Source organism: Methylocystis parvus OBBP (assembly GCF_027571405.1).
Classification (GTDB): domain Bacteria; phylum Pseudomonadota; class Alphaproteobacteria; order Rhizobiales; family Beijerinckiaceae; genus Methylocystis; species Methylocystis parva.
Genome location: NZ_CP092969.1, coordinates 208223 through 235064, shown reverse-complemented (window position 1 = coordinate 235064; position 26842 = coordinate 208223). Strand labels below are relative to the sequence as shown.

At 60.8% G+C, this 26842-nt stretch carries 25 protein-coding genes; 19 read left to right on the top strand and 6 right to left on the bottom strand.

The annotated features are described in order from the left end of the window. Positions 1-9: 9 nt before the first annotated feature. Genes MMG94_RS20795 through MMG94_RS20765 form a run of 7 tightly spaced genes read left to right on the top strand, consistent with a single transcriptional unit; the run spans position 10 to position 9131 of the window. Positions 10-1578: a type I restriction-modification system subunit M gene (locus MMG94_RS20795; RefSeq protein ID WP_016919165.1), complete on the top strand. Its 1569-nt coding sequence runs from the start codon at positions 10-12 to the stop codon at positions 1576-1578. Continuing rightward, positions 1571-2521, top strand: a complete 951-nt coding sequence (locus MMG94_RS20790; protein ID WP_016919166.1) for a GIY-YIG nuclease family protein — start codon at positions 1571-1573, stop codon at positions 2519-2521. The genes MMG94_RS20795 and MMG94_RS20790 overlap by 8 nt, the downstream gene beginning before the upstream one ends. Then, positions 2521-3663, top strand: coding sequence for a restriction endonuclease subunit S (locus tag MMG94_RS20785; protein ID WP_016919167.1), 1143 nt, complete (start codon positions 2521-2523; stop codon positions 3661-3663). The genes MMG94_RS20790 and MMG94_RS20785 overlap by 1 nt, the downstream gene beginning before the upstream one ends. Further along, positions 3660-4121, top strand: coding sequence for a hypothetical protein (locus MMG94_RS20780; protein WP_016919168.1), 462 nt, complete (start codon positions 3660-3662; stop codon positions 4119-4121). The genes MMG94_RS20785 and MMG94_RS20780 overlap by 4 nt, the downstream gene beginning before the upstream one ends. Beyond that, positions 4118-5197, top strand: a complete 1080-nt coding sequence (locus MMG94_RS20775) for a serine/threonine-protein kinase (protein WP_016919169.1) — start codon at positions 4118-4120, stop codon at positions 5195-5197. The genes MMG94_RS20780 and MMG94_RS20775 overlap by 4 nt, the downstream gene beginning before the upstream one ends. Beyond that, the gene (locus MMG94_RS20770) at positions 5194-8397 is read left to right on the top strand and encodes a type I restriction endonuclease subunit R (protein ID WP_016919170.1); all 3204 of its coding nucleotides are present in this window, start codon (positions 5194-5196) and stop codon (positions 8395-8397) included. The genes MMG94_RS20775 and MMG94_RS20770 overlap by 4 nt, the downstream gene beginning before the upstream one ends. An 8-nt stretch (positions 8398-8405) precedes the next feature. Continuing rightward, entirely contained in the window at positions 8406-9131 is a 726-nt protein-coding gene (locus tag MMG94_RS20765; protein ID WP_040579060.1) for a M48 family metallopeptidase, read from the top strand. 454 nt (positions 9132-9585) lie between these two features. On the opposite strand, the gene MMG94_RS20760 is transcribed toward MMG94_RS20765, so the two are convergent. The 6 genes from MMG94_RS20760 to MMG94_RS20735 all read right to left on the bottom strand — a co-directional run bounded on the left by MMG94_RS20760 (position 9586) and on the right by MMG94_RS20735 (position 13591). Further along, positions 9586-10236 carry a DUF7146 domain-containing protein gene (locus MMG94_RS20760; RefSeq protein ID WP_157212432.1) on the bottom strand — a complete coding sequence of 217 codons (651 nt, stop codon included), beginning with the start codon at positions 10234-10236 and terminating at the stop codon, positions 9586-9588. A 261-nt stretch (positions 10237-10497) separates the two neighbouring features. Further along, positions 10498-11103 carry a thermonuclease family protein gene (locus MMG94_RS20755; RefSeq protein WP_016919173.1) on the bottom strand — a complete coding sequence of 202 codons (606 nt, stop codon included), beginning with the start codon at positions 11101-11103 and terminating at the stop codon, positions 10498-10500. Positions 11104-11116: 13 nt separating this feature from the next. Continuing rightward, positions 11117-11869, bottom strand: coding sequence for a hypothetical protein (locus MMG94_RS20750; RefSeq protein WP_154420376.1), 753 nt, complete (start codon positions 11867-11869; stop codon positions 11117-11119). Positions 11870-11890: 21 nt separating this feature from the next. Further along, on the bottom strand, positions 11891-12412 hold the full coding sequence (locus MMG94_RS20745; protein ID WP_154420374.1) for a hypothetical protein: 522 nt from the start codon (positions 12410-12412) through the stop codon (positions 11891-11893). Positions 12413-12638: 226 nt separating this feature from the next. Next, positions 12639-13253, bottom strand: a complete 615-nt coding sequence (locus MMG94_RS20740) for a hypothetical protein (RefSeq protein WP_016919176.1) — start codon at positions 13251-13253, stop codon at positions 12639-12641. Beyond that, on the bottom strand, positions 13253-13591 hold the full coding sequence (locus tag MMG94_RS20735) for a hypothetical protein (protein ID WP_016919177.1): 339 nt from the start codon (positions 13589-13591) through the stop codon (positions 13253-13255). Before MMG94_RS20735 ends, MMG94_RS20740 begins: the two co-directional genes overlap by 1 nt. Positions 13592-13905: 314 nt before the next feature. Between MMG94_RS20735 and MMG94_RS20730 the strand changes: the two genes are divergently transcribed. The 12 genes from MMG94_RS20730 to MMG94_RS20675 all read left to right on the top strand — a co-directional run bounded on the left by MMG94_RS20730 (position 13906) and on the right by MMG94_RS20675 (position 26557). Next, the gene (locus tag MMG94_RS20730; RefSeq protein WP_016919178.1) at positions 13906-14463 is read left to right on the top strand and encodes a lytic transglycosylase domain-containing protein; all 558 of its coding nucleotides are present in this window, start codon (positions 13906-13908) and stop codon (positions 14461-14463) included. Beyond that, positions 14460-14771: a TrbC/VirB2 family protein gene (locus MMG94_RS20725; protein WP_016919179.1), complete on the top strand. Its 312-nt coding sequence runs from the start codon at positions 14460-14462 to the stop codon at positions 14769-14771. Before MMG94_RS20730 ends, MMG94_RS20725 begins: the two co-directional genes overlap by 4 nt. Beyond that, positions 14771-15067 (top strand): VirB3 family type IV secretion system protein, encoded by a 297-nt coding sequence (locus tag MMG94_RS20720; RefSeq protein ID WP_016919180.1) that lies wholly within the window; start codon positions 14771-14773, stop codon positions 15065-15067. Before MMG94_RS20725 ends, MMG94_RS20720 begins: the two co-directional genes overlap by 1 nt. A gap of 10 nt (positions 15068-15077) precedes the next feature. Then, entirely contained in the window at positions 15078-17489 is a 2412-nt protein-coding gene (locus tag MMG94_RS20715; protein ID WP_016919181.1) for a VirB4 family type IV secretion/conjugal transfer ATPase, read from the top strand. A gap of 13 nt (positions 17490-17502) precedes the next feature. After that, complete coding sequence (locus MMG94_RS20710) at positions 17503-18198, top strand: hypothetical protein (protein ID WP_154420372.1); 696 nt, start codon at positions 17503-17505, stop codon at positions 18196-18198. 23 nt (positions 18199-18221) lie between these two features. Next, on the top strand, positions 18222-18944 hold the full coding sequence (locus MMG94_RS20705; RefSeq protein WP_016919183.1) for a type IV secretion system protein: 723 nt from the start codon (positions 18222-18224) through the stop codon (positions 18942-18944). Positions 18945-19157: 213 nt separating this feature from the next. Further along, entirely contained in the window at positions 19158-20219 is a 1062-nt protein-coding gene (locus MMG94_RS20700) for a TrbL/VirB6 family protein (protein WP_026016135.1), read from the top strand. A 9-nt stretch (positions 20220-20228) separates the two neighbouring features. After that, the gene (locus tag MMG94_RS20695) at positions 20229-20978 is read left to right on the top strand and encodes a VirB8 family type IV secretion system protein (protein ID WP_016919184.1); all 750 of its coding nucleotides are present in this window, start codon (positions 20229-20231) and stop codon (positions 20976-20978) included. Next, the gene (locus MMG94_RS20690; RefSeq protein ID WP_016919185.1) at positions 20975-21838 is read left to right on the top strand and encodes a TrbG/VirB9 family P-type conjugative transfer protein; all 864 of its coding nucleotides are present in this window, start codon (positions 20975-20977) and stop codon (positions 21836-21838) included. The genes MMG94_RS20695 and MMG94_RS20690 overlap by 4 nt, the downstream gene beginning before the upstream one ends. Before the next feature lie 15 nt (positions 21839-21853). Next, positions 21854-23200 carry a type IV secretion system protein VirB10 gene (gene virB10 / locus MMG94_RS20685; protein ID WP_016919186.1) on the top strand — a complete coding sequence of 449 codons (1347 nt, stop codon included), beginning with the start codon at positions 21854-21856 and terminating at the stop codon, positions 23198-23200. Between the two features lies 1 nt (position 23201). Beyond that, positions 23202-24152, top strand: a complete 951-nt coding sequence (gene virB11 / locus MMG94_RS20680; RefSeq protein WP_016919187.1) for a P-type DNA transfer ATPase VirB11 — start codon at positions 23202-23204, stop codon at positions 24150-24152. 8 nt (positions 24153-24160) lie between these two features. Next, positions 24161-26557, top strand: a complete 2397-nt coding sequence (locus MMG94_RS20675) for a type IV secretory system conjugative DNA transfer family protein (protein ID WP_016919188.1) — start codon at positions 24161-24163, stop codon at positions 26555-26557. Positions 26558-26842 lie beyond the last annotated feature (285 nt).

Here is a 26842-nt window from a genome sequence, read left to right as displayed (position 1 = left end):
GAGATCTCCGTGACCGCCCTTCAAAAAGACGATATTCTCTCTGCGGTCTGGCGCGCGTGCGACACGTTCCGCGGCGCCGTCGACGCGACCCAATACAAGGACTATGTCCTTACTGCTCTCTTCCTCAAGTATATCAGCGATGTGCGTCGAAAGCACCTCGAAGAGTTCCGCAGTGAGTACGGCAGCGACGAACTTCGCATTCAACGCCGCCTTGATCGCGAGCGCTTCAAGCTGCCGATGGTCGAGCTGAAAAACAGCAAGACCAATGAGGTGGAGGAGAGCTTCCTCGGCGATTTCTACAGCCTCCATGAACGCCGGGCGCGCGATAATATCGGCGAGCTGATCAACATCGTCTTGGACGCCATAGAGAAAGCCAACGAGGGCAAGCTCGGTGGTCTTTTCCGCGCGATCGACTTCAACTCCGAAACCAACTTGGGCCAGACGAAGGATCGCAATCGCCGATTGAAGACGCTGTTGGAGGACTTCGCCAAGCCGGGCCTCGACCTGTCCGACACCTCCGAGGACATTCTGGGTGACGCCTACATCTTCCTGATCGAGCGTTTCGCGTCGGATGCCGGCAAGAAGGCGGGTGAGTTCTTCACGCCGCGCAAGGTGTCGGAGGTCGTGGCCAAGCTGGCGCATCCAAAGTCCGGGGATCGCATTTGCGATCCTGCCTGCGGCTCGGGGTCGCTGCTGCTGCGCGCGGGCGAGGAGGTGCTGGATGGAAACTTCCAACTCTTCGGCCAGGAATCGAACGGCAGCACGCGCTCGTTGGCGCGGCTCAACATGTTGCTACACGCCCAGGATAACGCGCGTATCGACTGGTGCGACACACTCAACTCGCCGACGCTGATCGAAAGCGATCATTTAATGCGCTTCGATGTGGTGGTCGCCAATCCGCCGTTCAGCCTGGACAAATGGTGGGGCAATACGGACTCGGAAGGCAACGCGCTCCCGGACCCCTATAAGCGCTTCACCCCCCACATGCCGCCCAAGAGCCGCGGCGACTATGCCTTCATCCTGCACATGCTGGCGATCACCCGGCCGACGGTCGGACGCATGGCGGTCGTCGCCCCGCATGGCGTCCTGTTCCGCTCTGGCGCCGAGGGTAAGATTCGCGAAAAGCTGATCCGCGACAATCTGCTCGACGCGGTCATCGGTCTGCCGGCGCAGCTCTTCCCGACCACCGGCATCCCGGTCTGCATCATGGTGTTCGACAAGGCGCGCGAGTCCGGTGGCCTCAGGTCGCACGAACGGAACATTCTCTTCATCGACGCCAGCCGCAACTTCGAGCCCGGAAAGAAGCAAAACCGGCTGACCGATGAGAACGTCGATAAGATGGTCGACACCTATCGCCGCCGGGCCGTGATCGAACGTTATTCCCATGAGGCGACGTTAGAGGAGATCGAGGCGAATGGCTTCAACCTCAACATTCCGCGCTACGTCGATACGTTCGAACCCGAGCCTGAGGTCGATCTCCAGGCCGTGCAGAACGAAATCCGCGCCCTCGAAACCCAGCTCGCAGAAACCCGGAAGAAGATGAACTCCTACCTGAAGGAGTTGGGCATCGATGTCTGAGGCTCCCTCGCGCGCGGCGTCCCGGCGTGGACGCACCCTGAAGCTCTATCTGGTCGATGGCACGCCATCGGGCGTCATCACGGCGGAGCTGGGCATATCGTCGGTTCGCGCGGCCTTTGCCTCGCGCACGGCTCTGCCGGAGCTGATCCGCCGGGAAGAGGCGACGCGCACCGGCGTTTATCTTCTGGCAGGGCCGGACCCGGATTTGCCGGGGCGCCAGCTCGTCTATGTCGGAGAGGGCGATCAGGTGAAGACCCGTCTTGCCGCCCATGACGCGGATGAGGCGAAAGAGTTCTTCACCCGCGCGGTACTGGTCGTCTCCAAGGACGAGAATCTAACCAAGGCGCATGGGCGCTATCTTGAAGGCCGCATCATCGCCGCCATTCGCAAAGCGGGCCGGGCGAAGCTCGTCAATGGCACGGAGCCGCCGTTTCGCGGCCTGCCAGAGCCGGAAATCGCCGATATGGAGCGAGTGCTGGACGAGATCGAAATACTACTCCCCGTTCTGGGTTTTGACATTCTGCGGCCTGCGGGACAGGAGGCGGGCCCGCCGCAGCAGCCCAGCGGGACACCCGAAATGCTTGCCAAGGCGTTGCCGGAATTCGTCTCGCGCGAGGGGGGAGCCGAGGCGCGGGCGCGGGAATCAGGGGACGAGTTTGTCGTTCTCGAAGGGTCTCAAGCCAGAGTGCGGGAAAACGCCAGCGCAGGCGACCATGTGCGTCGCAAGCGCCGTGAATTGATGGAAGCGGGAGCGCTGGTAAGCAGCGACGACGGTGAGCGGCTGCGCTTCACAAAAGATGTGCCCTTCGACACGCCGTCAGGAGCCGGATCGGTCGTGTTCGGCGGCAATGTCAACGGCCGCGAATTCTGGCGCCACAAGGATACAGGTCAGCGCTATGGCGAGTGGCGGGCCTCTCAATTGGATGAAGGGGCGCAGCACTGATGGCCGCACATCTGGGCGACTTCTTCAGCAATCGGCAGGAACCAGGCCGCGCAGGATTGCCTGTCATGTCGGTGACGATGAACGATAGTCTTGTTCTGCGTGATGACATGGAACGCCGCACCGAGTCCGCTCTCCGGCCAGATCAGCATTTGCTCGTGAAAGCGGGCGATATCGCCTACAACATGATGCGCATGTGGCAAGGCGCCTGCGGTCTTGCGAAAGACGACGGCATTGTCAGCCCGGCCTATGTGGTTCTTGCGCCAAAGCCCGGCATCGACAGCCGCTTTGCGTATCATTGGTTCAAATCGGCGCGCATGATCCATCTGTTCTGGGCCTATTCACACGGCCTGACAGAGGATCGTTTGCGGCTCTATTTCGACGCCTTTGCCGAAATTCCGATAGCGCCCCCCTCACTTGAGCAACAACGCCGCATCGTCGTTGTGCTCGATGCGTGGGATCAAGCCATCGAACAGACCGAACGCCTGATCGCGGCTAAGCGGCGGCGTAAGAGTGCGGTCGTCGGGCGCGTGCTCTTCGATTTGAGCGCGAAACGTGGATTTGTTCACGACTTGGCCGACGTCAATCCCAGAAACACAAAGGTCAGCGCTGATACGGTAGTATCATTCGTCGGAATGGAAGATGTGTCCGAAACGGGCGCTCTTGCGACCAAGTCAGATCGCGTTCGTGGAGAGCTAGGCAACGGCTACACACAATTTGCCAATGGTGACATTCTAGTTGCAAAAATCACGCCCTGTTTCGAGAACGGCAAAGGGGCATTGGCGCGCGGCCTAACCAATGGCGTCGGCTTTGGAACGACTGAGTTCCATGTCATTCGGCCACACAATCCTGCTGATGCCGATTACCTCCACCAAGTCACGCTTACACGCGCATTTCGAATTGCAGGCGAGCGCCAAATGACGGGAAGCGCGGGTCAACGGCGCGTACCTGCCGCGTTCATCGAAGATTTTCCAATCTTCCTCATTGGCAACAATGCCCGTCGCACAGCCGGTAACCTGCTTGCGTCGTTCGACGCGGAGATGAACCAGCTCGAAGCCCGCTTGGCAGCCCTTCGCACCCAAAAGCGGGGCCTGATGCAAAACCTGCTGACCGGCGAACGGCCTCTCGGAGAGAAATTTCAATGAAAATTCTTGGTTTCAGAAGCGATCCCACCACGCCGCGCTATGCCCTTGTCGATGGCGCGACAACCGCGATGATATTGTTAAACGTATCGGAGGAGAGCAGGCTCTGTTTCCCCGCCGATTGCACCGAGGACGCCGCGAAGGTGACGTGGCTCTATCGCGAATTCGAGCGCATTTTTCATGCGCATCCCGACATCGCTAGAGTCGTCATCAAGAAGGGCGAGTTCACACAGGGCGATAACGGCGCTAAGCGCACGGCCTCCTATCAAGAAGCCGCGTTGCTGCTTTACTGCGGGCTGCACAATAAGCCAGTCGTCACCAAAATTTATGCCTCGCTCGGGACAACGAGCGCTCAGGTACGTGACCACGCTATTCAAAGGGTCGGGCAAACAACGCGCTACTGGAATAGCAAAATGGCTGACGCCATCATTGCCGCATGGTGGGGGGCCAAGAACCCATGAGCCTTGCCCCGCTCGCGCTGCCGATTACCAATGGCACGACGTTTTACAACAAATACCGCCTCATGCAGCCAATCGGCCGTGGGGCGTTCGGCGAAGTGTGGCTCGCCCAAGACCAGGCGGTTAATCATCAATATGCGATCAAAATTCTGAATTCTGGAATTGGCATCGATCAACGCTTGCGTGAAGCTCAGGTCGGTCATGCCTTCACACACAATAATCTGGTTCGGGTTCATCAAGCTGACGTTGCGACCGATGGAAAGGTCGTTATCGCAATGGATTATTTCCCGGATGGATCGATTACGACGCTAGCGAATCCAGTTAATTTTCTTCCACTGCCGATGGCGCTACGCACCATCATCGATATGCTCCAAGGGCTGGAGCATCTGCATTCGCACAACTTTTTCCATAACGATGTGAAGCCGCAAAACATCTTGCGCGGTCAGCATGGGCAGGCGAAGCTAGCGGATTATGGGATCGTAGGAATTTCGCCTACCGGAGCGCCTGTTCAGCCGTCGAGTTGGTATGTTCTCCACGCGGCGCCAGAAACGGTTGCGGGCAATGGCATTGAAGCGCGGACCGACATTTTCCAGACCGGGCTGACCTTGTTTCGTTTGCTCGTGGGCTTGGGAACGCTGGAAGCAAAATTCCATTCGCTAGGGCTTGCCGCTTATGCTGACGCATTGGTGAAAGGCAAGCTGATCACGCGGACCGATTTTCCAGCCTACATCCCCAATGCTGTTTGCAGAGCCGTTCTGACTTCCATTGATCCGGACCCCACAAGGCGTTTTCAGTCGGCACTGGAAATGAGACGCGCCCTCGAAAAACTGTCCTTCCCCGGACATTGGACGCTGGACGTGTCCGGCGGCCTCACGGGCGTGGACGCGAAGCATACGTATCGTTTCGAACATGTCGTGGCGGGATGCGCAAATGCGTCATTCACTGCCTTCAAGAGGAATTCGGCTTCCGGTCGCGAAACAAGAGTGTCTCAGTTCACCGAGAAAAACCTGACCAACGCGGGGGCAACGAAGCTCGAGACTTCTTTTATTAAGGCAGTCGTCGAAGGGATAGTTACGTGAACCGTCCGCCCCAATTCACCACCTCAGAGGCGGGCGGCGCGCAGATTCAAGCCCTGCACACGCTGATCAACTGCGGCTGGCGGTATGTTACCAGGGCCGAGGCCGATCAATGGCGCGACGGGAGGCGGACTCTGCCTTTTCTCGAGACCCAGCTCCGGGCTGATCTGGCGCGCATCAACCGCATTCACGTTGATGGACGAGCGCATTCTTTCTCTGAGGCGAACATCGATGCCGCCATTCGACGCCTCTCCGATCGTGTCCCCGAGGGCGTGGTGCGCGCCAATGAACGGATGACTGATGATCTGATGCTCGGCATCGCCTTGCCGCAAACTATCGGTGCAACGTCGCGAGAGCGGCCTTTTAATTTTATCGATTGGATTGACTGGCGAGCCAACACATTTCAAGTGACCAGCGAATACACGGTGAGCGAACCGGGCGGTCCGACGATCCGGATTGATCTCGTGCTTTTCGTCAACGGGATTCCCCTAGGCGTCATCGAGGTCAAAGCCTCGCATGTCGCCGCCGATCAAGGCGTCAGCCAGCAGATTCGTAATCAGAAGTTGGGTGAAGGCGTACCCGCTCTCTTCTACTCCGCACAACTCTTGCTAGCGGCTAACAGCTACGATCCGCGATACGGCACAGTGGGAACGCCCCGAAAACTTTGGAGCGTATGGAAGGAACGCGAGGACTCGCCTGGCTTCGCCGAAGAGGTCGTAAACCGTCAGCTCGATTCGGTCGAGAGGAAACGCGTGGCGCTTGATTTTGCCGCGCACATGAAGCGGCATGACGGCTTGATGCAGCGGCATCGGTTCGTCACGCCGCTCGACGAAACGATTATCGGGCTTTGCCGACCGGAACGGTTCATGCGGTTGGTTCGACGCTACATGTTGTTTGACGGGCCTCAAAAGAAGGTGGCGCGCTATCAACAGGTGGCGACGGTCGAGACCCTGCTGAAGCGGACGGAGGAGCGTGACTCGGCCGGGCGACGCAAGGGGGGTGTGGTCTGGCACACCCAGGGTTCAGGCAAGAGCTTGACTATGGTAATGCTCGCCAAGTCCATTGGCATGGTGCGCCCGCAGGCGCGCATCGTCATTGTGACGGACCGGACCGATCTCGATGACCAGATCACCAAGACTTTCCGCGCCACCGGCCAGGAGCCGAAGCGGGCGGCGACAGGCGAGAATCTGCTCACCCTGATCGAGGAAATGACACCAGTCGTCACCACGCTCATCCATAAGTTCCGGGCAGGCCTGAACAAACGACGGGTCGTCGATACATCGTTCGACATCTTCGTCCTGGTGGACGAGAGTCACCGCAGCCAGTATGGCAATCTTGACAGTCTGCATGCTCGAATGCGCGAGGTGCTGCCCAACGCTTGCTTCATCGCCTTCACCGGCACGCCAATCGCCAAGAAGGAGAAGAGCACCTTCGCCAAGTTCGGCGACCTTGTTCAACCCTCCTATTCTATGCGTGACGCCGTTGCCGACAAGGCGGTGGTGCCACTACTCTATGAAGGGCGGGAAGTCGTCACCGACGTCGATGAGACGCAGATTGATCGATGGTTCGAGGTCCACACGCGGGGTCTTTCCGACGACCAGCGTGCCGATCTAAAGCGCAAGATGAGCCGGGCACGCGAGATTGAGGGCGTGGATTCACGGCTTCAGTCCATCGCCTTCGATGTCGGTCAGCACTTCTCGACGAACTTCAAAGGAACGGGTCTGAAGGGCCAGCTCGCGGCATCGTCGAAGCGGGCCGCGATTCTGCTCAAAAAGCTTTTCGACGAATTCGGTGTCGTGACCACAGAGGTTGTGATATCGGCTCCAGAAATGCGTGAAAGCGAAGACGAGGTTGATGAGGTCGACGACGATCTCGTGCGGACGTTCTGGCGTAAGATGATGGAGCGCTATGGTGGCGAGGACGCCTATAACCGCACCATCGTCGAGCAGTTCAAAGGTCCAGCGGATCCGGACATCATTATCGTCGTCGACAAGCTGCTGACCGGTTTCGATGCGCCGCGCAACACCGTCCTCTATGTTGCTCGGCGCCTGAAGGAGCATGGTCTGTTGCAGGCTATCGCGCGTGTCAACCGCGTCTTCGACGAGGACGGCGCGCCGGATAAGCCCTTCGGCTTCATCATCGACTATACGGGTGTCCTCAAGGACCTTGGTGACGCGCTCGCCAGTTACGACGCGCTCCAGGGCTTCAGCCCTGAGGACATCGCCGGCAGTGTGTCGGCTATTCGGGACGAGGCGAGCAAGGTGCCGGGTGCCCATGCCGCCTTGCTCGACGTGTTCAAATCCGTTTCCAACCGCTTCGACGCCGAGGCCTACGCTCGCCTCTTAGCCGATGAGGAGATTCGGGCCGAGTTTTACGCACGCCTGTCGGAGTTTTCCCGCGCCTTTTCCGTGGCGCTTGCCTCGCCAGCCTTTGTCGAGGCGACGAAACCGGAGCTGCTAAAACGATGGAAAGACGATCTCGGTCGGTTCGTTTCGCTGCGCGCCGCGGTGAGCCTTCGCTTCGCAGAGCGCGTAGACTGGCGAGATTATGAGAAACGCATCCGCCAGTTGCTGGACCGGCACGTCATCGCGCGCGACGTTGTCACGCTGGTCGAGCCGCTGAATATCTTCGACGATATCGCGATCGAGGGACGCCGTCGGGAAAAAACAGAGAGCGATGCGTCGGTTGCCGACACGATCGCGCATCAGTTGACTCGTTCTATCGAGGAAAAATGGGATGAAGACCCGATTTTCTTTGAAAAGTTCTCAAAGCTCGTTCGGGACACCATCGCCGATTTCCACAAAGGACGCATCAGCGATCTGACCTATCTTTCGACGGTCAAGGAGTTGCGCGACAAGGTTCAAACTCGGCAGGATGAAACCGATCCAACCCCGGCGCGTCTTCGCGACGATGGTCACGCCCAGGCCTTTTGGGGGTTGGCGAAGCGTAATCTGGAAAAGGCTGGTGTCGGTGATATCGAATTGGCCGCCGAAATCGCACTGGAGATCAGTCGGATTGTGCAGAAGCGTCGCAAAGTCGGCTGGCAATACGATCGCGATGTCGAGAACATTATTCGGAACGACATCGACGATTTCTTTTTTGAGGAGCTGCGCGGCAAGCGTGATATCTTGATCGATCCCGCCATTCTTGATGGCATCGTCGATGATGTGCTCGCATCGGCCCGCGTGCGGCTGGCGCAATGAGGACGATCATGGCCGCTCGTTCGGCAAGTGAGCAGATCGAAATATGTTGGGGGGAGCGTCGGGTCGTCGCAGAGCTCCTTCGCACGGAGAGACGTTCACTCCGAATCGACGTTCGACCGACGGGTGAAGTTGCCATTTTTGCACCTGCTGGTGAGGAGATCGACGAAATTCGCAGCAGAGCGTGCCGGAAGGGCGCCTGGATATTCGCGCAGATCGACACGATTGCTCAAAGGCCGAAGGTCACGCCTAAACGCAGGTTTATTTCCGGCGAGACGCATCTTCTGCTCGGTCGACAATATCGGTTGTCTATCGAGCAGTCCGACGATCCTCATGTCCGACTCGACGGCGAGCGCCTGGTGGTCAGTGCTCGATCGACCGACGATCAGGCCCATTGCAGGCGTGTCCTCCAGGTGTTCTATTCACTCAGAGCGCGGGAGGTTTTTCGGCAACGGTTTGACGTCGTGGCAGAGCCCTTTGTACGGAAGGGCCTGAAGCGGCCTCCGCTCGTCATCCGGCCTATGTCAAAGCGCTGGGGCAGCTTCACTCCAGGCGGCCGAGTGGTGCTCAACGTGGACTTGGTGAGGGCTAGCCCAAAACTGATCGACTATGTGATTTGCCATGAGCTCGCGCATGCATTCCATCCAGATCACGGCGAGGGATGGCGTTCCCTGCTCGATAGCGTTATGCCAGACTGGATGTCTCGAAAGGCGGAACTGGAAAGTTCGTTGCGCTAAGATGGGGTATCCTGACAGGCGCTTTGTGGAGTCGAGATGCTATGCGTAGTCTGCCCATTTTCGCGCTCATCCCAGTGCTGCTGTTCTCTCCGGATTTATCTCGACCCCCGAGAGGTCGATCGAATGCCCCTCAACGGCCAGCATCCGTTCGTGAAGCTGTCCCGCATGCGCAACGTCGAAATCAAGCTGAAAGCATCAGCCGACCGCTGAATGCGCCTCAAGGGATATTTCGTAAACGGCTCGCTTCTGGGGATAGGCTCCGTCAACGATCACACCCGAGCCTCGAACGTCACGACAGCGATCTCGTGAGAAAAGGATGATGTTGCAGCGTTCGATCGTAGTTCGATGCGATGTGGGGCGCGTCCGAACATTTAGAAATTCTCCTTCCCGTAAACTGCGAGGCCCACATCGCTGCCCAGTGACGAGAAGCTTTCCTTGTATCGCCGCGAGCCCATCAAAGCTGGGCGCAAACAAATTCTGCGCCGGACGACCGGAGTTCCCACACCCGCGCGAAATCAACACCCATCCTTGCCGGCGTTGCGATCCACACCTCGAACTCCGAGCGACGCTCGAAGAATGAGAGTGCGGCCGATAGACCCGGCGCATCGTAGTCGGCAAAAATCGTGACGCGTCTGACGATTGGTGGAAGCGTGACTATCGCATAGCGATCCGCGCCGAGCGCCGCCCAAACGGGGATGTCGTCCTCAAGCAGCGACGCTGCCCAAGCCGTTTCGAAGCCCTCTGCGAGCCCGATATGCTCAGCGGCGGGCGCAAGGCGCAGAAGCCCATTGCCGAGCGGTCCGATTGTGCGCCGTGGGTGCGGCACGTCGGCCTTTCGAAGCCCGGAAGCATCGAGAAAGGTCAATTGAACGGCGGCGATCGCCCGTGAAGGCGCCTGCACAGCCGCGATGAGACATGGGAAACGCCGCGTTTCGTCATAGCGATAGGAGGGAAGGAAGCGAATGGTGGGCGGCGGTATTGGCGGCAGGCGCCGTGAGCGAAGATAGGTCTCGGCTGGCGTGCCGGCGACGGGAAGCGCCGCCTTCCAAAGTTTCTGCGCAAGCGTGGAGGTGGTCTTCGATTTCGTCGCAAATCTCTGAGGCAATCGGTTTTCGGAGCGGGGCTTGGGGCCCAGGTCCGGCGCAAGCGCGTTCAAAGCAGCGATAATGTCACGGGGTTTGCAGCCGGCGAAGCAATGGAAAACGAGCGCGCGTTTTCCGTCGCAGACGCTGAGCGATGGACGCAGATCACCGCGCCCCTTGCCGTGCCCTTTCACGGGACAGGAGCAAAGGTAGCCGCCTCCCTCCGGTTTCCCGCCAAGTATTTTGGCTATTGTCGCTGCCTCGAGCTTCATCGCGCGGACGGCTCAATGGGCTTTCTGGTAGGCGCTTCTAAGGATGGCCGAGGGGTGAGGCAGATCGGGCGAAGCCCAGAGGCCACGCCTGTTTTTCTGCGCATCGCCCTCCGCAACGGCGTATTGGAAGTTTACGGGTTTCCCGCGGGGATCGGTGGCGGCGAACGCGAAGCCCTGCGTTATTAGGATCGTGCCGAGGTCGAGTGTCTGTCCGCCGATATGGGCGGCGCAGACGGCGAAGGTGACGGAGCCCGACGGTGCAAGCGCTGTGCATCGAAGTTTGGCGTCTTTGATCAGCGCGGCGAAATAGGCAATCGAGGCTTCTCCGCAATCGCGCTTTATGCCGGCAGCATTGGTGAAGGTCGTCCCGCGAATGCAGGACTGGACCGCGTAGAGCCGGAAGGTCTGCCCGCCTTGCGTCCAGGTGTCTCCCGTTTGGAATTGCACCCCCGTCGAGGGGACGTCGAAGACGGGAAACGGCGCATTCTTTGGCGCGGGAGTTACTGGAACAGCTCCGTTCGCTGAGTCCGCCCGTCGAGCGTCGGCAATCGAGGCTGCGATCACCGCGAATGCGCAGAGCAGTGGTCCGCGAGCAACGCCAAGACGGATGAGAAGCATGCGCTCAGTTTTCCTACGCAAGATTTGCTGGTAGCGAAACCGGCGCATTGCCCGGAGACGGCGGAATGACGCCGCCGGGCGTGGTCCCGCCGCCCGGGCAGTTGGTTCCGCCGCCACCCGAACCGTTTGAACCATTGCACGTCGCTGCCGCCTGGTTGATCTTGTTTTGGATCGACTGTCCCCAGGAACAAATGCTCTGGTTGTTTCCGTCGAGATTCGCGCCGCCATTGGCAAGCGTTTGGCCGGTGGCTCTGACTCCGCCATTGCCGATCGACGGGCAAGCGCCGCCGTTCGCCTGCATGAAAGCGAGGTCGTTTTTGCAAATCAGCGGGCCAAATTGGAAGCAGGCCGCGAGCATCCCGGCGGTTACCGGGGTCCCCTTGACACTGCCGCTGTTGGAGAGCGTCTGATAGGCGCCGCTGGTGTTGGAGTTGCCGACCTGTTGCGCCCAAATGCAGACCTGCTGCTGAGCAGAAAGATTCAGGTACTCGCTTGGCGAGTACCCAGTGTTCGTGAGATTGGAGCGCGTCAGCTGCAAGACGCCGAAATTATTCCCGTTCGAAGCGCAGGTGTTGCCGCCGGACTCGGCGATCGCAGCGCCCCCAAAATTGCAGGCGTTATTTTTCAGCGCGTTGTTCGCCGAAGGGCAGTTTTGTATGTCTTGGGCGACGTCCGATGCGCTGACGGTCTGACAATCCGCGAACGCAAGCTCAGGACCTGAGAGAACGAATGCGATCGCGAACGCAAAGAGTGTTGACGCTCTCATTTTGCTCATTCCGATATAGAGCTATCTCACGACGACCTTTTGAGAGAGTTCTGTCCTCTCGTTTCCATCGACGTTCGCGAAGGTGATTTGATGGGTCTGCGGATCGTAAGTCGCGACCGTCGCCTTCCTGGCGTTTTGAGGAGCGTCGGCTTCAGAGACGGTGACAAGTAGGTCGGGGATATTTCCGAGGACTTCGAGCTTCTCGCCTGAGAGGCTCACCACCCGCGTGGGACAAAAAAGCAGGTGCGGAACGCCGCCAGCGTTGGCGCAGTTGTTGCTGATGACGGAGACGACGATCTGTTTCGCTTCGATCTGGAAGTTCGTGGTGTAGACGACGCCGACGAGCGGCTTATCTGCGCCGCCCGGCGTCGACTGCAGATATTTGCGAAACTTGAGCATCTCCGGAACCTGATCCGACCAAATGCGCGCTTGCAGATTCGAGTCGGTCAAGGAGAAGGTCTGCGCCATAAGCCGATGCGAGATCGCTTGCTGCGCGCCGGCGGATAGCGGGGCGAGCATCGCGATAATGAGCGCGGCGCGCATGAAAAGCTCCTTCGCATGATAGGCCTGAGCGATACGAACGGCGGGGACGGGCGCCCGCGTCAAAGACGCGAAGCGCCGGCGAAAATGCAGAGGGTCCGCCTGCGGAAACTGCTTTTGCGCTTGACGCAATAAGGCGGGCGGCCGCGCCATAAATCGCAGCGCTAGGCTCAATGGCGAAGAGAGGCGGCGTCGTTCAGACATTGGCGGTGCTCCGGTGAGCTTGGCGCTATTTCGTGGGGTGAAGAGGCAGGGTTTGAGCGCATTGGGGGATTTCCATATGCGAGACTGTGTAGCGGATTTTGAAGGCGCGCGCGGTCACGTCGTAGGACACCTCCGTGCGCGTGGCGGACGAGTCTTCGATGGGCGCTTGCGGCTGCTTTTCGAGAAAGCAGGCGGCCCCGTCTATCACGAGTGCGTAGCGGTCCGCCTCGAACATGGCGAGCCGCATTGGACAGACTTTGATTTTTACGCCCACCGCCGGGGAGGGGTATTCGTCCGTGCAAATATTGGGCGCGTCGAGCACGGTCAGGGCGGCGAGCTTGGTTTGGAAGTTGATCGTGAAGTGCCATTCCGACGCGCCCGGATTGCCGACGGCGTAGCTGAGCGAGGGGTCCACGAGCAGATGCCCCGGAACGGGCGCCGCCGGCGGCTTCGAATTGCTCTCGTCGAGCCGATCCTGCCAGATCGAAGCGTATGACTCCGCCTCGCCCCGGGGAAGCCGAAGATCGGAATAGGCGACCGGGCGCCAGCGCTCCGGGTCTGGCGTAAAGGATTCGACCGAGACCGTCGCGGGCGGCGAGACAAACCCAGCCACCAGGATCGACGAGAGCAGCGCGCGCATCAGCGGCGCCCGACGAAAGGCCTGAGAACGCGCATAACGGCCCGAAACATTCCGCGGACAGCAAAATAGATCGCGGCGAAGAGAGCGAGCGTCGGAAGCAGCACCAGCACCGCCGAACCGTTGGGGCGCAGCGGGGTTTGCGCCTCCGGAAAGAAGGCTGCGTTCAATATGCGCTCGATCGGATAGAGAATCGGACCGACAAATTGGAAAGGTAGGCTATTCAGCCAATCGGCCGCCAGCGAGACGACAACTACCAAGACGCCTAAGACGAACAGAAAGGGGAACGCAGGCCGGACGGGCTCAACGACGACGTACTGACTGTCATGGAGATGCTTCATGGCGGCGCTCTCACTCGGATGCTTGCGTGGGACGCTTCCGATCCCTCGCGGCGTTCCAATTTCCATTCGTTTTCATATCGTAGATTTTGCCTGTTGCCAATTTATTATATTTTGTTAAGAGAGGCACGTTCACCAGGGAATTGCCCATGCGCAATGCGCTCCTTGTCATCCTCTGTCTTCTTCCTACGATCGCGGCTGCCGGCGAGCGAAAGCCCGCGCCAGGGGGAGCTGTAAGGGTCGCCTTGGCGCCGGTTTCAGGCGCGCCGCGGAGCTTGCCGACAGAGTCTGTCGAATCAGGAGCCTGCGCGGCCGATATGGATTCGCAAAGCCTGCGAGGCCTAGTCCAAACCGAGGCGCGGCGCGCGGGGGTCGACGAGAAGCTCGCTCTGGCGATTCTCGACCAGGAATCGTCAAACGGGGCCAATCTCAATTCCCCGAGGGGCGCGCGCGGGCCGATGATGCTCATGCCGCAGACCGCCGCCCAATATGGCGTCAAGGACATTTGCAACCCCGTCGAGAATGTCCGGGGGTCGATGCTGTTCCTCAAGGACCTCGTCGCCCAGTTCCAGGGAAACATGATGCTCGTCGCCGCCGCCTACAACGCCGGCAGCGAGCGCGTCTATCAGGCGAAGGGCGTGCCGGCGAACTCGGAAACGGTTCGCTACGTGGCCGCCGTGACCAATCAATATTACGGGCTTGGCGATTTCTCGGCGCGGCGCGGAAAGCGCGGCGCCGAGACGAGCCGCAATGGTCAGGAAGCGCCAGAAAGCGAGACGCCACCAGTCGAAAGGAGCCGTTTGGCGAAAGACCAGGACTGGATCGGCGGGTCGGTTCTCTACGTGTCCCCTGACGATGAAGGAGAGAGCAAATGAAGGTTTTTTCGCGTTCCGACGCGATGTTCTTGGGCGTTCTGGTCGGACTGGCGCTGATCGCTGGGCCCGATTCGGCGTTGGCGCAGACGGCGACCTTCCAGCCCCTGAACACCGCGCTGACGAGCGTGCTTCAATTCATGACGGGAACCTTCGCGACAACGGCCGCGACCGTCGCCGTGGCCGCCGTCGGCTATCTCGCGCTCACCTCGCGCATTCCGTGGTCATGGGCCTTCTCGGTCATCGTCGGCGTGGCTCTGATCTTCGGCGCCGCGCAAATCGTCCAATCGCTCACGAACGGGCAGGGCTGATGATCCGGCAACAGGCGAAGCCCCGTCTCGATCCCCTCGTCGGCGGCCTCACAAGGCCGCCCATGATGCTCGGCGTCCCCTATGTGCTGTTCGTGATGGAATGGTGCGTCATCGTTCTCATCTTCATCAACACCAAAAACCTGCTGATGTTTTTGCTGTTCGCGCCCACCCACGGCCTCGCTTACGCGCTGACAGTCCGGGACATTCGGTTCGTCGACATTTTACTCGTGCGGTACGGCAAATGCCCCATCACCCGAAATCACCGGTTTTGGGGTGGGGACTCCTACAAGCCTTAAGGGGCCGATCGTGGCGAAGCTCTCCGCGCATATTCTCAATTCTTTGAAATTCGGGGCGGAAAACGGCCGCGAGGCCGGCGTCTCGAAGCACGTTCCCTATCTTCGGCATGTCGAGGAGGGCATGCTCAAAACGAAGGAGGGCCACTTCCTGATGGTGGTGAAGGTCGGCGGCTTCTGCTTCCAGACGGCCGACCAGGCGGAGATCGACATGCGGCTCTCGAGCCGCAACACGCTGATCCGCTCGATGAACGACAGCCGCTTCGCCGTCTATTCCCACATCATCCGGCGCGAGGTGACGCCAGAGATCGGCGGCGGCTTCGACAACTTCTTTTGCACGGAGCTCGACTCCCGTTACATGGCGAACCTGGCGCATAAGCGCATGTTCGTGAACGACCTTTATGTGACGATCATCCGCCGGGGGTTTCAGGGCAAGGTCGGCATGGCGGACAAGGCGACGAGCTTTTTCCGCAAGGGGCTCGGCGTCGAAGAAAAGGAGATCGAGCGCGAGGCCAAGCGTGAGCTACGCGACGTTGCGGCCAATTTCTGCAGGGAGATGGCCAGCTACGGGGCGAGAATCCTCGGATTAAGAATGCGCCACGGCGCAGTCTGCACGGAGATCGGCGAGTTCCTGACGCAGCTGCTGAACGGTGGGGCGCCGTTTCACATGGCTCTCCCGCGCATGGCGCTCGACGCCTATCTGCCGACGAAGCGGATTACTTTTGGCAAGAAGGCGCTTGAATTCAGGGGAGCGTCAGAGGGCGACACTCGCTTCGCGGCGATGCTCTCCATTCGCGAGTATCCGGCCTACACGGGCGCCGGGATGCTCGACGGGCTCCTGCGCGTCCCCCACGAAATGATCGTCTCGCAGTCCTTCGCCCTCGAAGACCGCGCGCCGGTCATGTCCCACGTCGCCAAAGTCGAGCGCCAGATCGCCGCTTCGGACGAAGCGGGGACGGAGGTCGAAGTGGCGATCAACACCGCGCGCAACGAGCTCGTCACCGGCCAAACGGTCCTCGGCTACCACCATCTCACAGTCTGCGCCCTCGGCCGCTCCATCCGCGAAATGGAGAAATGCGTTCAGGCGGCGACGCAGGAGCTGCAGAATTTCGGGACGATCGTCGTCCGCGAGGACATGAACGCCGAGCCTGCCTTCTGGGCACAGATGCCGGGGAATTTTGCCTATATCGCCCGGCGCTCCCTGATCTCCTCCCGCAATTTCGTCGGCTTCGCCTCACTGCATAATTTCGCCGTGGGTCGGCGTGAGGGCAATCGCTGGGGGCCGGCGATCTCGATCCTGGAGACGACGAGCCAGACCCCCTATTATTTCAACTTCCATCGGCGGCAGGTCGGCAATTTCACGGTCACTGGTCCTACCGGCTCGGGCAAGACCGTCGGCCTCGGTTTCCTGCTCTGCCAGGCCATGCGCGTGGCTCCGCGCCCGCGCGTCGCTTTTTTCGACAAGGACCGCGGCGCCGATCCGCTCATCCGGGCCATGGGCGGCAGCTACGAAGTACTGGTCCCCGGCGTTCCGACGGGCTTCAACCCGCTACAGCTTCCAGGCTCCCCTGAAGACCGCAAGTTCCTCGAGGACCTCCTCAAATTCATGGTGAGGCCCCGCGACGGTTTGGACCTCGGCGCGCACCAGCTCAAAATCGTCGAAGGCGCGGTCGACCAAATTTTCGCCGTGCCCGCCAAGGATCGCCGCTTCGCGGAAGTCGCGCATCTGCTCAGGGGCAGCGAGAAACTCGGCCAGGAGGATCTGGCGTCAAGGTTCGACGTTTGGACGAAGGCCCGTGGATGGCTTTTCAACAACGAGCGCGACTCGTGGTCGGCGTCGAATGGCGTGTTCGGCTTCGACATGACCAAGGTGCTCGACGATGACGACATCCGCACGGCGGCGCTTGGCTATATCTTCCACCGGATCGAGGGGATGATGGACGGCAATCCAATGATGCTGTTCATCGACGAAGGCTGGAAAATTCTGACCGACGATAAGTTCGCGGGCTTTCTCAACGACAAGCTGAAAACCATCCGCAAGCTCAACGGGATCGTCGGCTTCGGCACGCAGTCGGCGAAGGATATCGTCGCCTCCCCAATGGGGCACACGCTGCTCGAGCAGACGCCCACCAACATCTTCTTCCCGAATCCGAAAGCGGACTTCGAGAGCTATGTGACGGGGTTCAAGCTTTCCGAGCGCGAATTCGAGTGGGTGATCAACACCCATCCCGATTCTCGGCAGTTCCTGATCAAGCATGATCAGGACTCGGTCATCGCGCGGCTCGATCTCTCTAACATGCTCGATATCGTCAAATTACTCTCCGGGAACGTCGACACGGTCCAGGAGTGCGAAGAGCTGCGCGCCCGCGTCGGGGACGACCCGCGCGTATGGGTTCCGATTTTCTGCAATTGGCGCTCCGCGTAGCGGGAGGTTCCCAATGCGGCATAGACCATTTCCGTTGGCGGCCTCCTTTCTCGCCAGCGTTGGGCTGGCTTTCGCCGATACGCCCGTCACCGACGCCGCTCGGGAGACGACCGAAAAAAGCATCGCCGATTGCGCGGCTAAAGCGCGGGTCTACAAGGATGGCGCCTTGCAGCCCTCGAAGGGGATTACAGCAAACCTGCAGACGCCCGGGCAGGGCCAATTGCCGTCAGCGGGCGCCGATCTACTCTCCGCGAGCAATGTGACGGCGCCCACCACCGGCGTCGTCTCCAACATGGATCTGAGCGCCGTCCAGACTACCGTGACCGGCGGTGGAACGAGCGTCACAGCGCTGAACCTGAACACAGTGGCGCAGACGGTCGCGGCTTTGAACGCGGTCGCGAGCGGCATTCAAAGCAACAAGAACAACACGCAAATCGCCAGCGCCATCATCGGGGTGCTGGCCCTCTCCCAGTCTGCCTGGAACCAAAACAGCGGCGCGCGCAGCAACAACGGCGGAATGTGGAATCAGGCGATCATGGTGACAAGCCTGACGGCGCAGCTCTTCAATCAGCGCGGGCTTAATCTTATCGCCGGCGCGAGCCGGGCGGCCAATGCTTTGGCATTCGATCCGGCTAAAGCGACGCTCATCGGGCTCCCGGAAATTACGGACACGAATGCGACTGTCGTCCCGCTTTCCACGGGACCGTAAGGCGAGGCCAGAGGAGACAGATCATGATCAGGAAGCCGCTGCTTTCATTGTCGCTTGGGAGCTGGTTGCTCCTTAGCGCCGCCGCATTGGCGCAAGTCCCGGTTATCGACACGGCGACGCTGACCCAGGCGACGCAGACGGCGCAGAACACTGCCCAGATCATGAACACCAACCAGCAGATTCTCGAGACCGTCAATCACACGCTGGCGGCGGTGACGGGCGATCGGTCGACAGGAGGCCTGTCCTCGATTGGCCTTGGCGGCTTCTCGCTCTCGAGCGCGCCGGACCTAAGTTCGCTGCTTGGCGGCGGGTCCCTGTCGATGGGAGGGCTGGGCTCCTACGGTACTTTGGCGTCTTCGATCATCAACGGCCTCAATCTCGCCAAAACGCTCACCGGGGTGAACGCCGCGACGTCGACGACCGACCTTGCTTACACGGGCGCGGTCAACACCTCCGCCGCCATCACCGCCGCGGTGTCGGGCGCTCAGGCCGCCTCCGTTACGAGGTCGTCCGGCTTCAAAGGAGCGGCGGGGCAAATTGGCTCGGCGCCCGACATCAAGGGATCGATCGACCAAAACTCGCAGATCCAGACTCAAACGGGTCAGACCATCAACGAATTGATCGGCACGGTGAACCTAACCAACGCAGCCCTAAACGCTCAGCAACAACAGGACCTCGCCGCGCAATCGAAGCTCTCGAACATGTGGTCTTACGACGCTTCCAAGGCGACCCTGGTCGGGCAGTAGGGGAAAAGGCCGCGATGAGAAGAAGAATTATCAGAGGCGCCTTCGTCGCCACGCTCGGGATGGCGCTGACAGCCCTCTCGGCTTGCGCGCATAAGGACCTGGTGGCGCCCTGCACGCGCGACAGTTCTTTGTGGTCTTTTGGACGAGCTCTTGCGGCGGCGAGCGATTGCGGGCCGCTTCTCCCGATAAATCGCTAATTTGGGAGGAACCGGCGTGGACATCATCTCGGCGCTTTTCCAGAAGGTGGACGCCGTCGCCGCATCGGCGGTGCAACAGATTTATCAGTCCATCTCGTCTGGCCTCGCGCCTGTGTTCACCGTGGCGCTGACAATCTACGTCGCATATTGGGGATATGAAATGATCTACGGGCGCGCGCCGCTCACAGCGGGCGCGTTTCTATGGCGCATCTTTCGTATTGGCGCCATCTACACATTGGCCTTCAGCTGGGGCGATTTCTCCGCGATCGTCGTGGACGTGTTCACGAAGGGAGCGGACGGCGTGGCGACGGCGGTTTGCTCAGGCGTCGGCGGCGCCAACTGCGGCACGCCGGAGACCTCGATTTCCTCGACGCTTTCGACGCTCTTCACTAACGCTCTCACGGCGGGCAAGACCGTGGCCGCTTCCGGCGGCTGGGGCGCCGCGATCGGCCTCTCGCTGCTCGCGATCGTGCTGCTCATCGCCGCGGTCGTCTTCATCACGATCGCCGTGAGCCTCGTCCTGGTCGGCAAGATCGCTCTGTTCGTCCTTCTCGGGCTGGGGCCGCTGTTTATCGCCATGGCGCTCTTCAACTTTAGCTCAGTCCTCTTCACCGGGTGGCTGCGCACCTGCGCGCAATATGCGATCGTTCCGGTCGTCGTTTATGGAATTCTCGGATTTCTGCTGACGCTCATGAACTCCACCATCACCAATTTGGGATCAGTCACGGACGCATCGTCGGCGATGACGGTAATCGCGCCATTCTTGATCCTTTGTGGCGTCGGAAGCGCCTTGCTGCCGCTTTCCCTCCAAATCGCAGCCTCGGTCGCTGGCGGCTACGCGTTGCGCGACGTCATCGACCTTCAAGGCCGGGCCCAAAGCGCCTGGCGGCTTTGGCGAGGCTGGCGCGGCAACGGTTACGACCAAGCCGCGCTTCCGCCGCCAAGCGGCGGCGGATACACGATCGGTCCAGGCGGCGCCACCGTGCAGCGCGGTGCACGCTACGACCCGCGCGCGGAACAGGTAGCGGCCGCCCTTATTGAAAGCCGCGCCGCTCAACTTCGCCGCGAACAGGGATAGGAATCCATCATGTCAGACGATGTGCAGGCCGGCGGGCGGTCGCCGCTGGTGAGCGACAGCTATTTCCATGATGGCGCGCGCTGGGAGCGGGACATCTACCGCCGGCTCGAGCTCTCCAGAAACGCCTGGCGCGTCGTCGCGAGCTTGATGGGCCTCGCGCTTCTCGCGGCGCTCGTCGCGCTCTTCATGCTCATTCCCTTGAAATCCACCGAAGTCGTGACGCTCTTGGTGGACAAGGCGACGGGCTATGTCGAGGTTGCGCGGCCGCTCGAGAGCGGGGGCCCGATTTCCGAGCGCGAGGCGGTGACGCAGGCGAACATCGTCCGTTTCATCCGCGCGCGCGAAACCTACGATCCGCCGGCCCTGAGGGACAATTTCGAGCTCGCGTCGCTGCTCTCGAGTGGAAGCGCGAGCAAAGAACTCGCGGAACAATTTTCCCTGACCAATCCAAACAGCCCGATGAAACTTTGGGGTCCGACTGGACGCGTCAAAGTCTATGTCAAAAGCGTAAACTTTCTCACACACGGCTGGATGGACAACCCCAAGGCGCTCGCAACGGCGGCGGTACGGTTCATGACGACGCGCACCAATGAGCGCGACCAGGTCATTGAACATTGGGCCGCGAATGTCAGGTTCCGTTACACGCAGGAGCCGATGCGAAACGAGTGGCGCTTCGACAACCCGCTCGGGTTTCAAGTCGTCGAGTATCGCAAAGACCAGGAAACGGTGGCTCCGCTTGGCGGGGGAGGCGCGCAATGACGAAAGTTTTGCTTGCGAGCCTGCTGCTCGCCGCTTTGTCGTCGTCAGCCGTCGCTGAGCGCGCGCCTTTGCCGGTTCCAGCAGACTCGCGTCTGCGCACGGTGCCTTTCGAGAAGGATAACGTCGTCACGATCTGGGGAACGCGGGGCGTCTCGACAATCATCGTCCTCCATGACGACGAGAAAATTGCAACGGTCGCGCTCGGGGACACGATTGGCTGGCAGGCGGTGCCCGACCAATCGAAGCAATTTCTCTTTATCAAGCCCCTGGAGCCGGAGGCGGTCACGAACATGACCGTCGTGACGACGAGGAAGCGAATTTATTCCTTCGTCTTGCGGACGAGCAGCGGACACGATCGCCGGGTCGTATTCAAAGTCCGCTTCACCTATCCGGACGAAGAAGCAGACGCGCGGCTTTTGGAGAAGGCGCGCGAGCTTGCAGCCTTCCCCAATAAGCGGAATGCCGAAAACTCGTCGATCAGAAACTTCGATTACAGCTACAAAGGCGCGCCGTACGTCAAACCCGAGCACGTCTTCGACGACGGAACGAAGACTTATTTTCGGTTTTCGGGCGACGTTCCCGGGATCTTCCTGGTCAATCCCGATCGCTCTGAGACACTCGTGAACTACCGGCGCGAGGGCGGCATGATTGTCGTCGATCGCACAGCCGGTCAATGGACGATGCGCAACGGGGCCGCGACCGCTTGCGTCTTCAACATGCGCGCCGAACCTGACCCGCCGCCAAAGATGCAAGAGACGGACGTGCAACCCGAAATCCAGGCCGTCCATGCGCCCGAGGGCGGCTTCTTGACAAACTTTCTTTCAAACGGCCTCGCGCCGAGCGCCAGCGCGCAGCAATAACAGGAGCGCCGGATCATGGCTGCTGATTTCGAGGAAGAAGGCCGGCTGGCGAACGAGACGGTCACACGCCAATCGTCGAATCCCAATATGGCGCTGGGCGGCGTCGCGGTTCTTGCCGCGGCGGTCATTATCGCCCTCATGTGGTACGCGTCGAGTCGTAAGCAAAGCAAACCGCAGAACGCCGGCGACGAGTCATTTGCGACCGCGAGGCTGCAACCGGGCGCGTCTTTCGACCGGCCGTCGCCAAAAGTGGAAGCCGCCAAATTCGTGATTCCCGCGCCTCCGGCTCCTCAGCCTGCTGCTGTGGTCAGCCCTGCGCCCATAACAGACCCTAAGCCGGACGATAGCGAAGCGCGGCGGCTGGCGGAGCTCGAACGGCTGCGCAAGGAAGCCGAAGCGAAGGTCGAAGCCCGCCTTCGTTCGCCCATGCTCGCGATCAACGACCGGGAAGGAACGGCGTCGGTCGATCCTGCGGCAAGGGTCGGCGCCGAGAGGGACGAGGAAGACCCGAATCGCCGCTTCCTTCGCAACGCCGAAAATGACGTGACGCGGGCGCGGGCTGTGAAACACGCGCGGATCGACGCGCTGGTGCCGCAGGGCTTCATGATCCACGGCGTCCTGGAAACGGGCATTCAGTCCGGCCTTCCAGGAAATGTGAGGGCGTCAGTGAGCGAAGACGTCTATTCGTTCGACGGACGTCGGGTCCTTATCCCCAAGGGAACGATGCTCACCGGCGAATACCGCTCCGGAATCGTCCGGGGGCAGTCGCGCGTCATGATCATCTGGACGCGCCTGCTGCGGGCCGACGGGGTGTCGCTGATGCTCGGATCCTACGGGACAGATAATCTTGGTCGCACGGGTCTCGCAGGCGAGGTGGACAAGCATTTTCTCGACAGGTTCGGAAATGCCGCCCTGCTGACGCTCACCGGCGGCGTCGCGCAATTCGTGGCCTCGCTCGGTCAAAACCAAAATGTGGCGACGAGCCAGCAATATGCGCTGGATCCGGTGACGGGCCAGCTCGTGCCCATAGTCGGCAATCAGAACTCCGTGCTCTTGAGCGCGCGGCAGATCGGGGCCCAGTCGACCTCGCAAGCGATCACGCGCATGGCGGTAGAGGCGCTGAGAGACGAGATTCACATTCCGCCGACGATCTATGTCGATCAGGGCACGAGAATTCTCGTCTTTGTGAAGCGCGACCTCGATTTCTCCGACCTCTATGCGGACCCTGTGAAAGAGGCGCTCTATGAACTCAAGCACCCCAATAAGCGCCCGCGGCGCGACCAAGATACCGCTTTGGGAGACCCTGCCGGTGTTCTTTCGGAACGCCGCGGAGCCCATTCGGGTCTGGTTACAAAACCCTGACGTGATCGAGATCTGCGTCAACCGGCCGGGGGAAGTGTGGGTCGAGGCGCTGGGCAAGCCCGACATGGAGCGTTTCGAGGTCCCCGCATTGACCGAAACGGCTGTGAGGCGCCTAGCCGAACATGTAGCCTCGACCACCCAGCAGTCCGTGAACTCGTCGACGCCGCTGCTGTCGGCGGCGATGCCGCATGGGGAGAGATTTCAGGGGGTGCTTGCGCCGGCGGCGCCCGATGGCGGCGCGTTCTCAATCCGCAAGCAGGTGATCGCCAATCTCGGCCTTGATGACTATGCGCGAATGGGCGCCTTCGAGGGCGTGAAGGTGAGAGGGCCGCTCAAGGCGGACCTGAACCACTATCCGGAGATCGAGACCGAGCTTGGCGGGTTACTGCAGGACGTGACGCCTGAGGGCGTGCAAAAGGCGCTCGCCTTCGCGGTCAAAAACCACGTGACCATGATTATTTCTGGAGGCACGTCATCGGGCAAGACGACATTTCTGAACGCGCTCCTCAAAGAGGTTCCAGCTACTGAACGCGTGATCTCGATCGAAGACACGCGCGAGCTGCAGCCGCCGCAGCCGAACTGGTTGTCCTTGCTCGCTTCCAAAGGCGGGCAGGGGCTGGCGCAGGTGACGGTTCAAGACCTGCTGGAATCGAGCCTGCGATTGAGGCCGGACCGGCTGTTTCTGGGCGAGATTCGCGGCGCCGAGGCGGCGACCTTCCTTCAGGCCGTTAATACGGGCCATCCCGGCTCCCTGACCACGCTGCACGCCGACAGCTCCTACGGCGCCTTTGAGCGCCTGGCGCTGATGACGCTGCAATCCGATCTCAAGCTAAGCAAGGCGGAAATCATGGACTATGTCCGCTCGGTCATACCGATGGTCGTTCAATTGCGCCGCCGGCCGACGCGCGGCGTCGCGGAAATTTATTTCCGGGGCTTTGGCAAGAAGGCGTGAGAGGACCGATGCGCTGGCCGCTCTATCTCCTCGGCGCGCTCTGCGCCTTCGCGGCGGCCTTTCTTCTCTGGGAGGCCTCCTACGCGCTCGCGGTCGCCTGGCGCACGCACAACTGGTTGCTCTGGCTTCGCTTTACGCGAGGATTTGAGCTGCTCTTGCCTCTGCGCGCCGCGCAAAGCGAGTGGGGAGATCCAGTCGTCCAGAATTTGGTGGCGCGGGCGACGCTCGGCGCCACGATCGCTGTCGTGGTCGTGTCCGTCATCGCCATGCAGATTGTTCACGGCGTTCGCGCGATGAGGCCGCCGCTCGGGGGCTCGAGACTCGCGACGCTCAAAGATCTGCAGAAAGCGGATCTGCTGAACGGCGAGCCCGGCTACTCGATTTTCCTCGGACGCTTTAGCGGCAAGGACGTGCGCTACAGCGGCGCGAGTCACATCTATGTGAACGGGCCGACGCGCTCCGGCAAAGGCGTCGGCTTCGTGCTCCCAAACGCGCTTGAATGGCGCGGCTCTTTGATCGGCTTGGACATAAAGCGCGAGATGTGGACCCAAATAGGCGCCGCTCGCGCGGCCATGGGCCAGCGGGTTTTCCTGTTTTCGCCTGGTTCGGCGGAATCGCATTGCTGGAATCCCCTCGATCTCGTATCGGGTTGGCCGGAAAGGGCGACCGATGTGGCGAATATCGCGCGAAGCCTCATTCCCACGCCGGCGACAGGAGATTCTTACTGGGCGGAAACTGCACGGGGACTCTTCGCCGGCCTCTTGGGCTATGTGCTCGACAGCGACACTATGCGCGGACAGCGCACGATAAAATCCGCGCTCAAGATGATGAGCCAAGGCCGCAGCCTCGCCGCCGTGATGGCCGAGATTCTCGTCGCCGAACCGGATCTCAATGAGTTCGTGGCCGACAAATTTCGGCAGCATATTGGCCGCGAGGAAAAGCAGCGCATGTCCTTCGAGGCGCATATCGTCACTGCGCTCGATGGATGGAACAACGAGCTGGTCGACGACGCGACGAGCCGCAGCGACTTCAACATCTCGGATCTGAGGCGCAAGCCGTTCACGATTCTGATCGGCACGCCGGTCGGCAATTTCGGTTCAGTTGAAGCGGTCGTGCGCCTGCTCGTGCAGCAGGTTCACGACGTGTTGCTGAGGAGCCTTCCAGGGCTCGACGAGCCGCACAAGCTCCTTCTAATGCTCGATGAATTCTATCAGTTCGGCCGCATGCCCGAAATCGTCGACCGCGCGCCGCTCGTGGCAGGGTATGGATTCCAGATCGCCGTCATTGCGCAGGGTCTGACGCAGTTGGACGTGCGCTACGGCAAGCCGACGCGAGACATGCTCGTCGGCAATATGGACGTCAAGGTCTTGATCGGCGTCGGCGACGAAACGACCGCCAAATATTGCTCCGATGAAATCGGAAAGCAGTATATTCGCCGCGAAGGCTGGGGGACTTCGATCGGCGGCGGCAGCCTCGTCGGCGGCATGCCCCGCGCCAGCCGCACGACGCAAGGGCGATGGGAGCTCGAGCCCCTGATGCCGCCGGAAGCCCTTCGGCGATTGGATAGTAAAAAGTCGCTGCTGTTGGTTCGCGGCCAGTACGCGGCGGTCTTGGAAAAGATCAACTTTTTCACGGATCGCGGCTACAAGCGGAAGGTCGCGGCGTCGGCGCCCTTCGGCGCTCAACTGAGCGTGCCGGATGTAGGGACTGATGGCCTTTCGTCGGACTGGTCGGCTGATGCGGGAGCGACGATCGTGTCTGCTGCAAATGGGGCGAAGCACGACGCGGCGTTTGCGCGCGTGATGGCGGCCGCAGAGAAAATCTTCGTTGACGCTGGACCTTTCCGCGCGGCTTTCGTCGCGGCGATGAACGAAGCGAGCAATGAGCCGGTCGCGGCGCTTTGCAAAGAGCTTCGAACCGAACCTCAGTCGATCGCCGTTCTGAAGCAGCCGCGCCGCTTCTCGATACGATGCGCGGACCCGCCTGACGTTTTGACCAAGTCAGTGCGCGCTGAAATTGTCGCCGCCCGAAATCTCCTCAATGCGGACCGCGCCGAAAGGATGGGCATTGCTCATGGCGGATCTGGGTCTGACGATGTAAGCGGCGCTGCGCGCGTGTGTCCTCCCGTTGAAACGACGCCACCGCCGCCGCCCCTCGTCGTGGCAAACGCCGGCGTCGGCGGCAGTGAAGTGGAGAAGGTGCGGGAACCAGTGGACATGGTGGCCCTCGTCGCGGGCGTCAGTGCCGAAGCCGCCGAATGGGTGGAGGAGGTGAAGGCCACGGTCGCATCGACTATGGGGGGCGAAAAGCAAGCGGAGTTCAATGCCGACGTGGCGCGTTTGGATGCAGCAGCGGATCTTTTCCAAGACACGCCGGATGATCTGCGCGAACTCTTAACCGCCTAAGGCGACGCGTTGACATTGGGTCGATCGGGTCTCGCCCGGGAAAAAGCCAGACCTGCGGGCGCGCGATGCGCCACCACTCGCGCAAAACTCCAGCAGCCGCTGGCGAGAGCATCGCGTGGCGATCCTTGCCGCCCTTGCATGCTCGACGCGGAGCATCGTGCGCGTGCTGTCGATGTCCGAGACTTTGGGGAGACGACCTCGGAGACGCTCAGGCCGGCGCCATAGGCGACGCTGAGAGCGGGCTCGTATTTTACGCCGAGCGCGGCCTCCAACAGGCGCGCAACT

Excerpts from the sequence above, each read along its gene's own strand:
- MMG94_RS20725 (WP_016919179.1), top strand. The coding sequence starts at position 14,460 with ATGAAGGTTTTTTCGCGTTCCGACGCGATGTTCTTGGGCGTTCTGGTC.
- MMG94_RS20705 (WP_016919183.1), top strand. The coding sequence starts at position 18,222 with ATGATCAGGAAGCCGCTGCTTTCATTGTCGCTTGGGAGCTGGTTGCTC.
- MMG94_RS20745 (WP_154420374.1), bottom strand. The coding sequence starts at position 12,412 with ATGCGCGCCGCGCTCATTATCGCGATGCTCGCCCCGCTATCCGCCGGC.
- MMG94_RS20695 (WP_016919184.1), top strand. The coding sequence starts at position 20,229 with ATGTCAGACGATGTGCAGGCCGGCGGGCGGTCGCCGCTGGTGAGCGAC.
- MMG94_RS20790 (WP_016919166.1), top strand. The coding sequence starts at position 1,571 with ATGTCTGAGGCTCCCTCGCGCGCGGCGTCCCGGCGTGGACGCACCCTG.
- MMG94_RS20710 (WP_154420372.1), top strand. The coding sequence starts at position 17,503 with ATGCGGCATAGACCATTTCCGTTGGCGGCCTCCTTTCTCGCCAGCGTT.
- MMG94_RS20750 (WP_154420376.1), bottom strand. The coding sequence starts at position 11,869 with ATGAGAGCGTCAACACTCTTTGCGTTCGCGATCGCATTCGTTCTCTCA.
- virB10 (WP_016919186.1), top strand. The coding sequence starts at position 21,854 with ATGGCTGCTGATTTCGAGGAAGAAGGCCGGCTGGCGAACGAGACGGTC.
- MMG94_RS20780 (WP_016919168.1), top strand. The coding sequence starts at position 3,660 with ATGAAAATTCTTGGTTTCAGAAGCGATCCCACCACGCCGCGCTATGCC.
- MMG94_RS20775 (WP_016919169.1), top strand. The coding sequence starts at position 4,118 with ATGAGCCTTGCCCCGCTCGCGCTGCCGATTACCAATGGCACGACGTTT.
- MMG94_RS20675 (WP_016919188.1), top strand. The coding sequence starts at position 24,161 with ATGCGCTGGCCGCTCTATCTCCTCGGCGCGCTCTGCGCCTTCGCGGCG.
- MMG94_RS20730 (WP_016919178.1), top strand. The coding sequence starts at position 13,906 with ATGGATTCGCAAAGCCTGCGAGGCCTAGTCCAAACCGAGGCGCGGCGC.
- MMG94_RS20765 (WP_040579060.1), top strand. The coding sequence starts at position 8,406 with ATGGCCGCTCGTTCGGCAAGTGAGCAGATCGAAATATGTTGGGGGGAG.
- MMG94_RS20720 (WP_016919180.1), top strand. The coding sequence starts at position 14,771 with ATGATCCGGCAACAGGCGAAGCCCCGTCTCGATCCCCTCGTCGGCGGC.
- MMG94_RS20735 (WP_016919177.1), bottom strand. The coding sequence starts at position 13,591 with ATGAAGCATCTCCATGACAGTCAGTACGTCGTCGTTGAGCCCGTCCGG.
- MMG94_RS20755 (WP_016919173.1), bottom strand. The coding sequence starts at position 11,103 with ATGCTTCTCATCCGTCTTGGCGTTGCTCGCGGACCACTGCTCTGCGCA.
- MMG94_RS20740 (WP_016919176.1), bottom strand. The coding sequence starts at position 13,253 with ATGCGCGCGCTGCTCTCGTCGATCCTGGTGGCTGGGTTTGTCTCGCCG.
- MMG94_RS20785 (WP_016919167.1), top strand. The coding sequence starts at position 2,521 with ATGGCCGCACATCTGGGCGACTTCTTCAGCAATCGGCAGGAACCAGGC.
- MMG94_RS20690 (WP_016919185.1), top strand. The coding sequence starts at position 20,975 with ATGACGAAAGTTTTGCTTGCGAGCCTGCTGCTCGCCGCTTTGTCGTCG.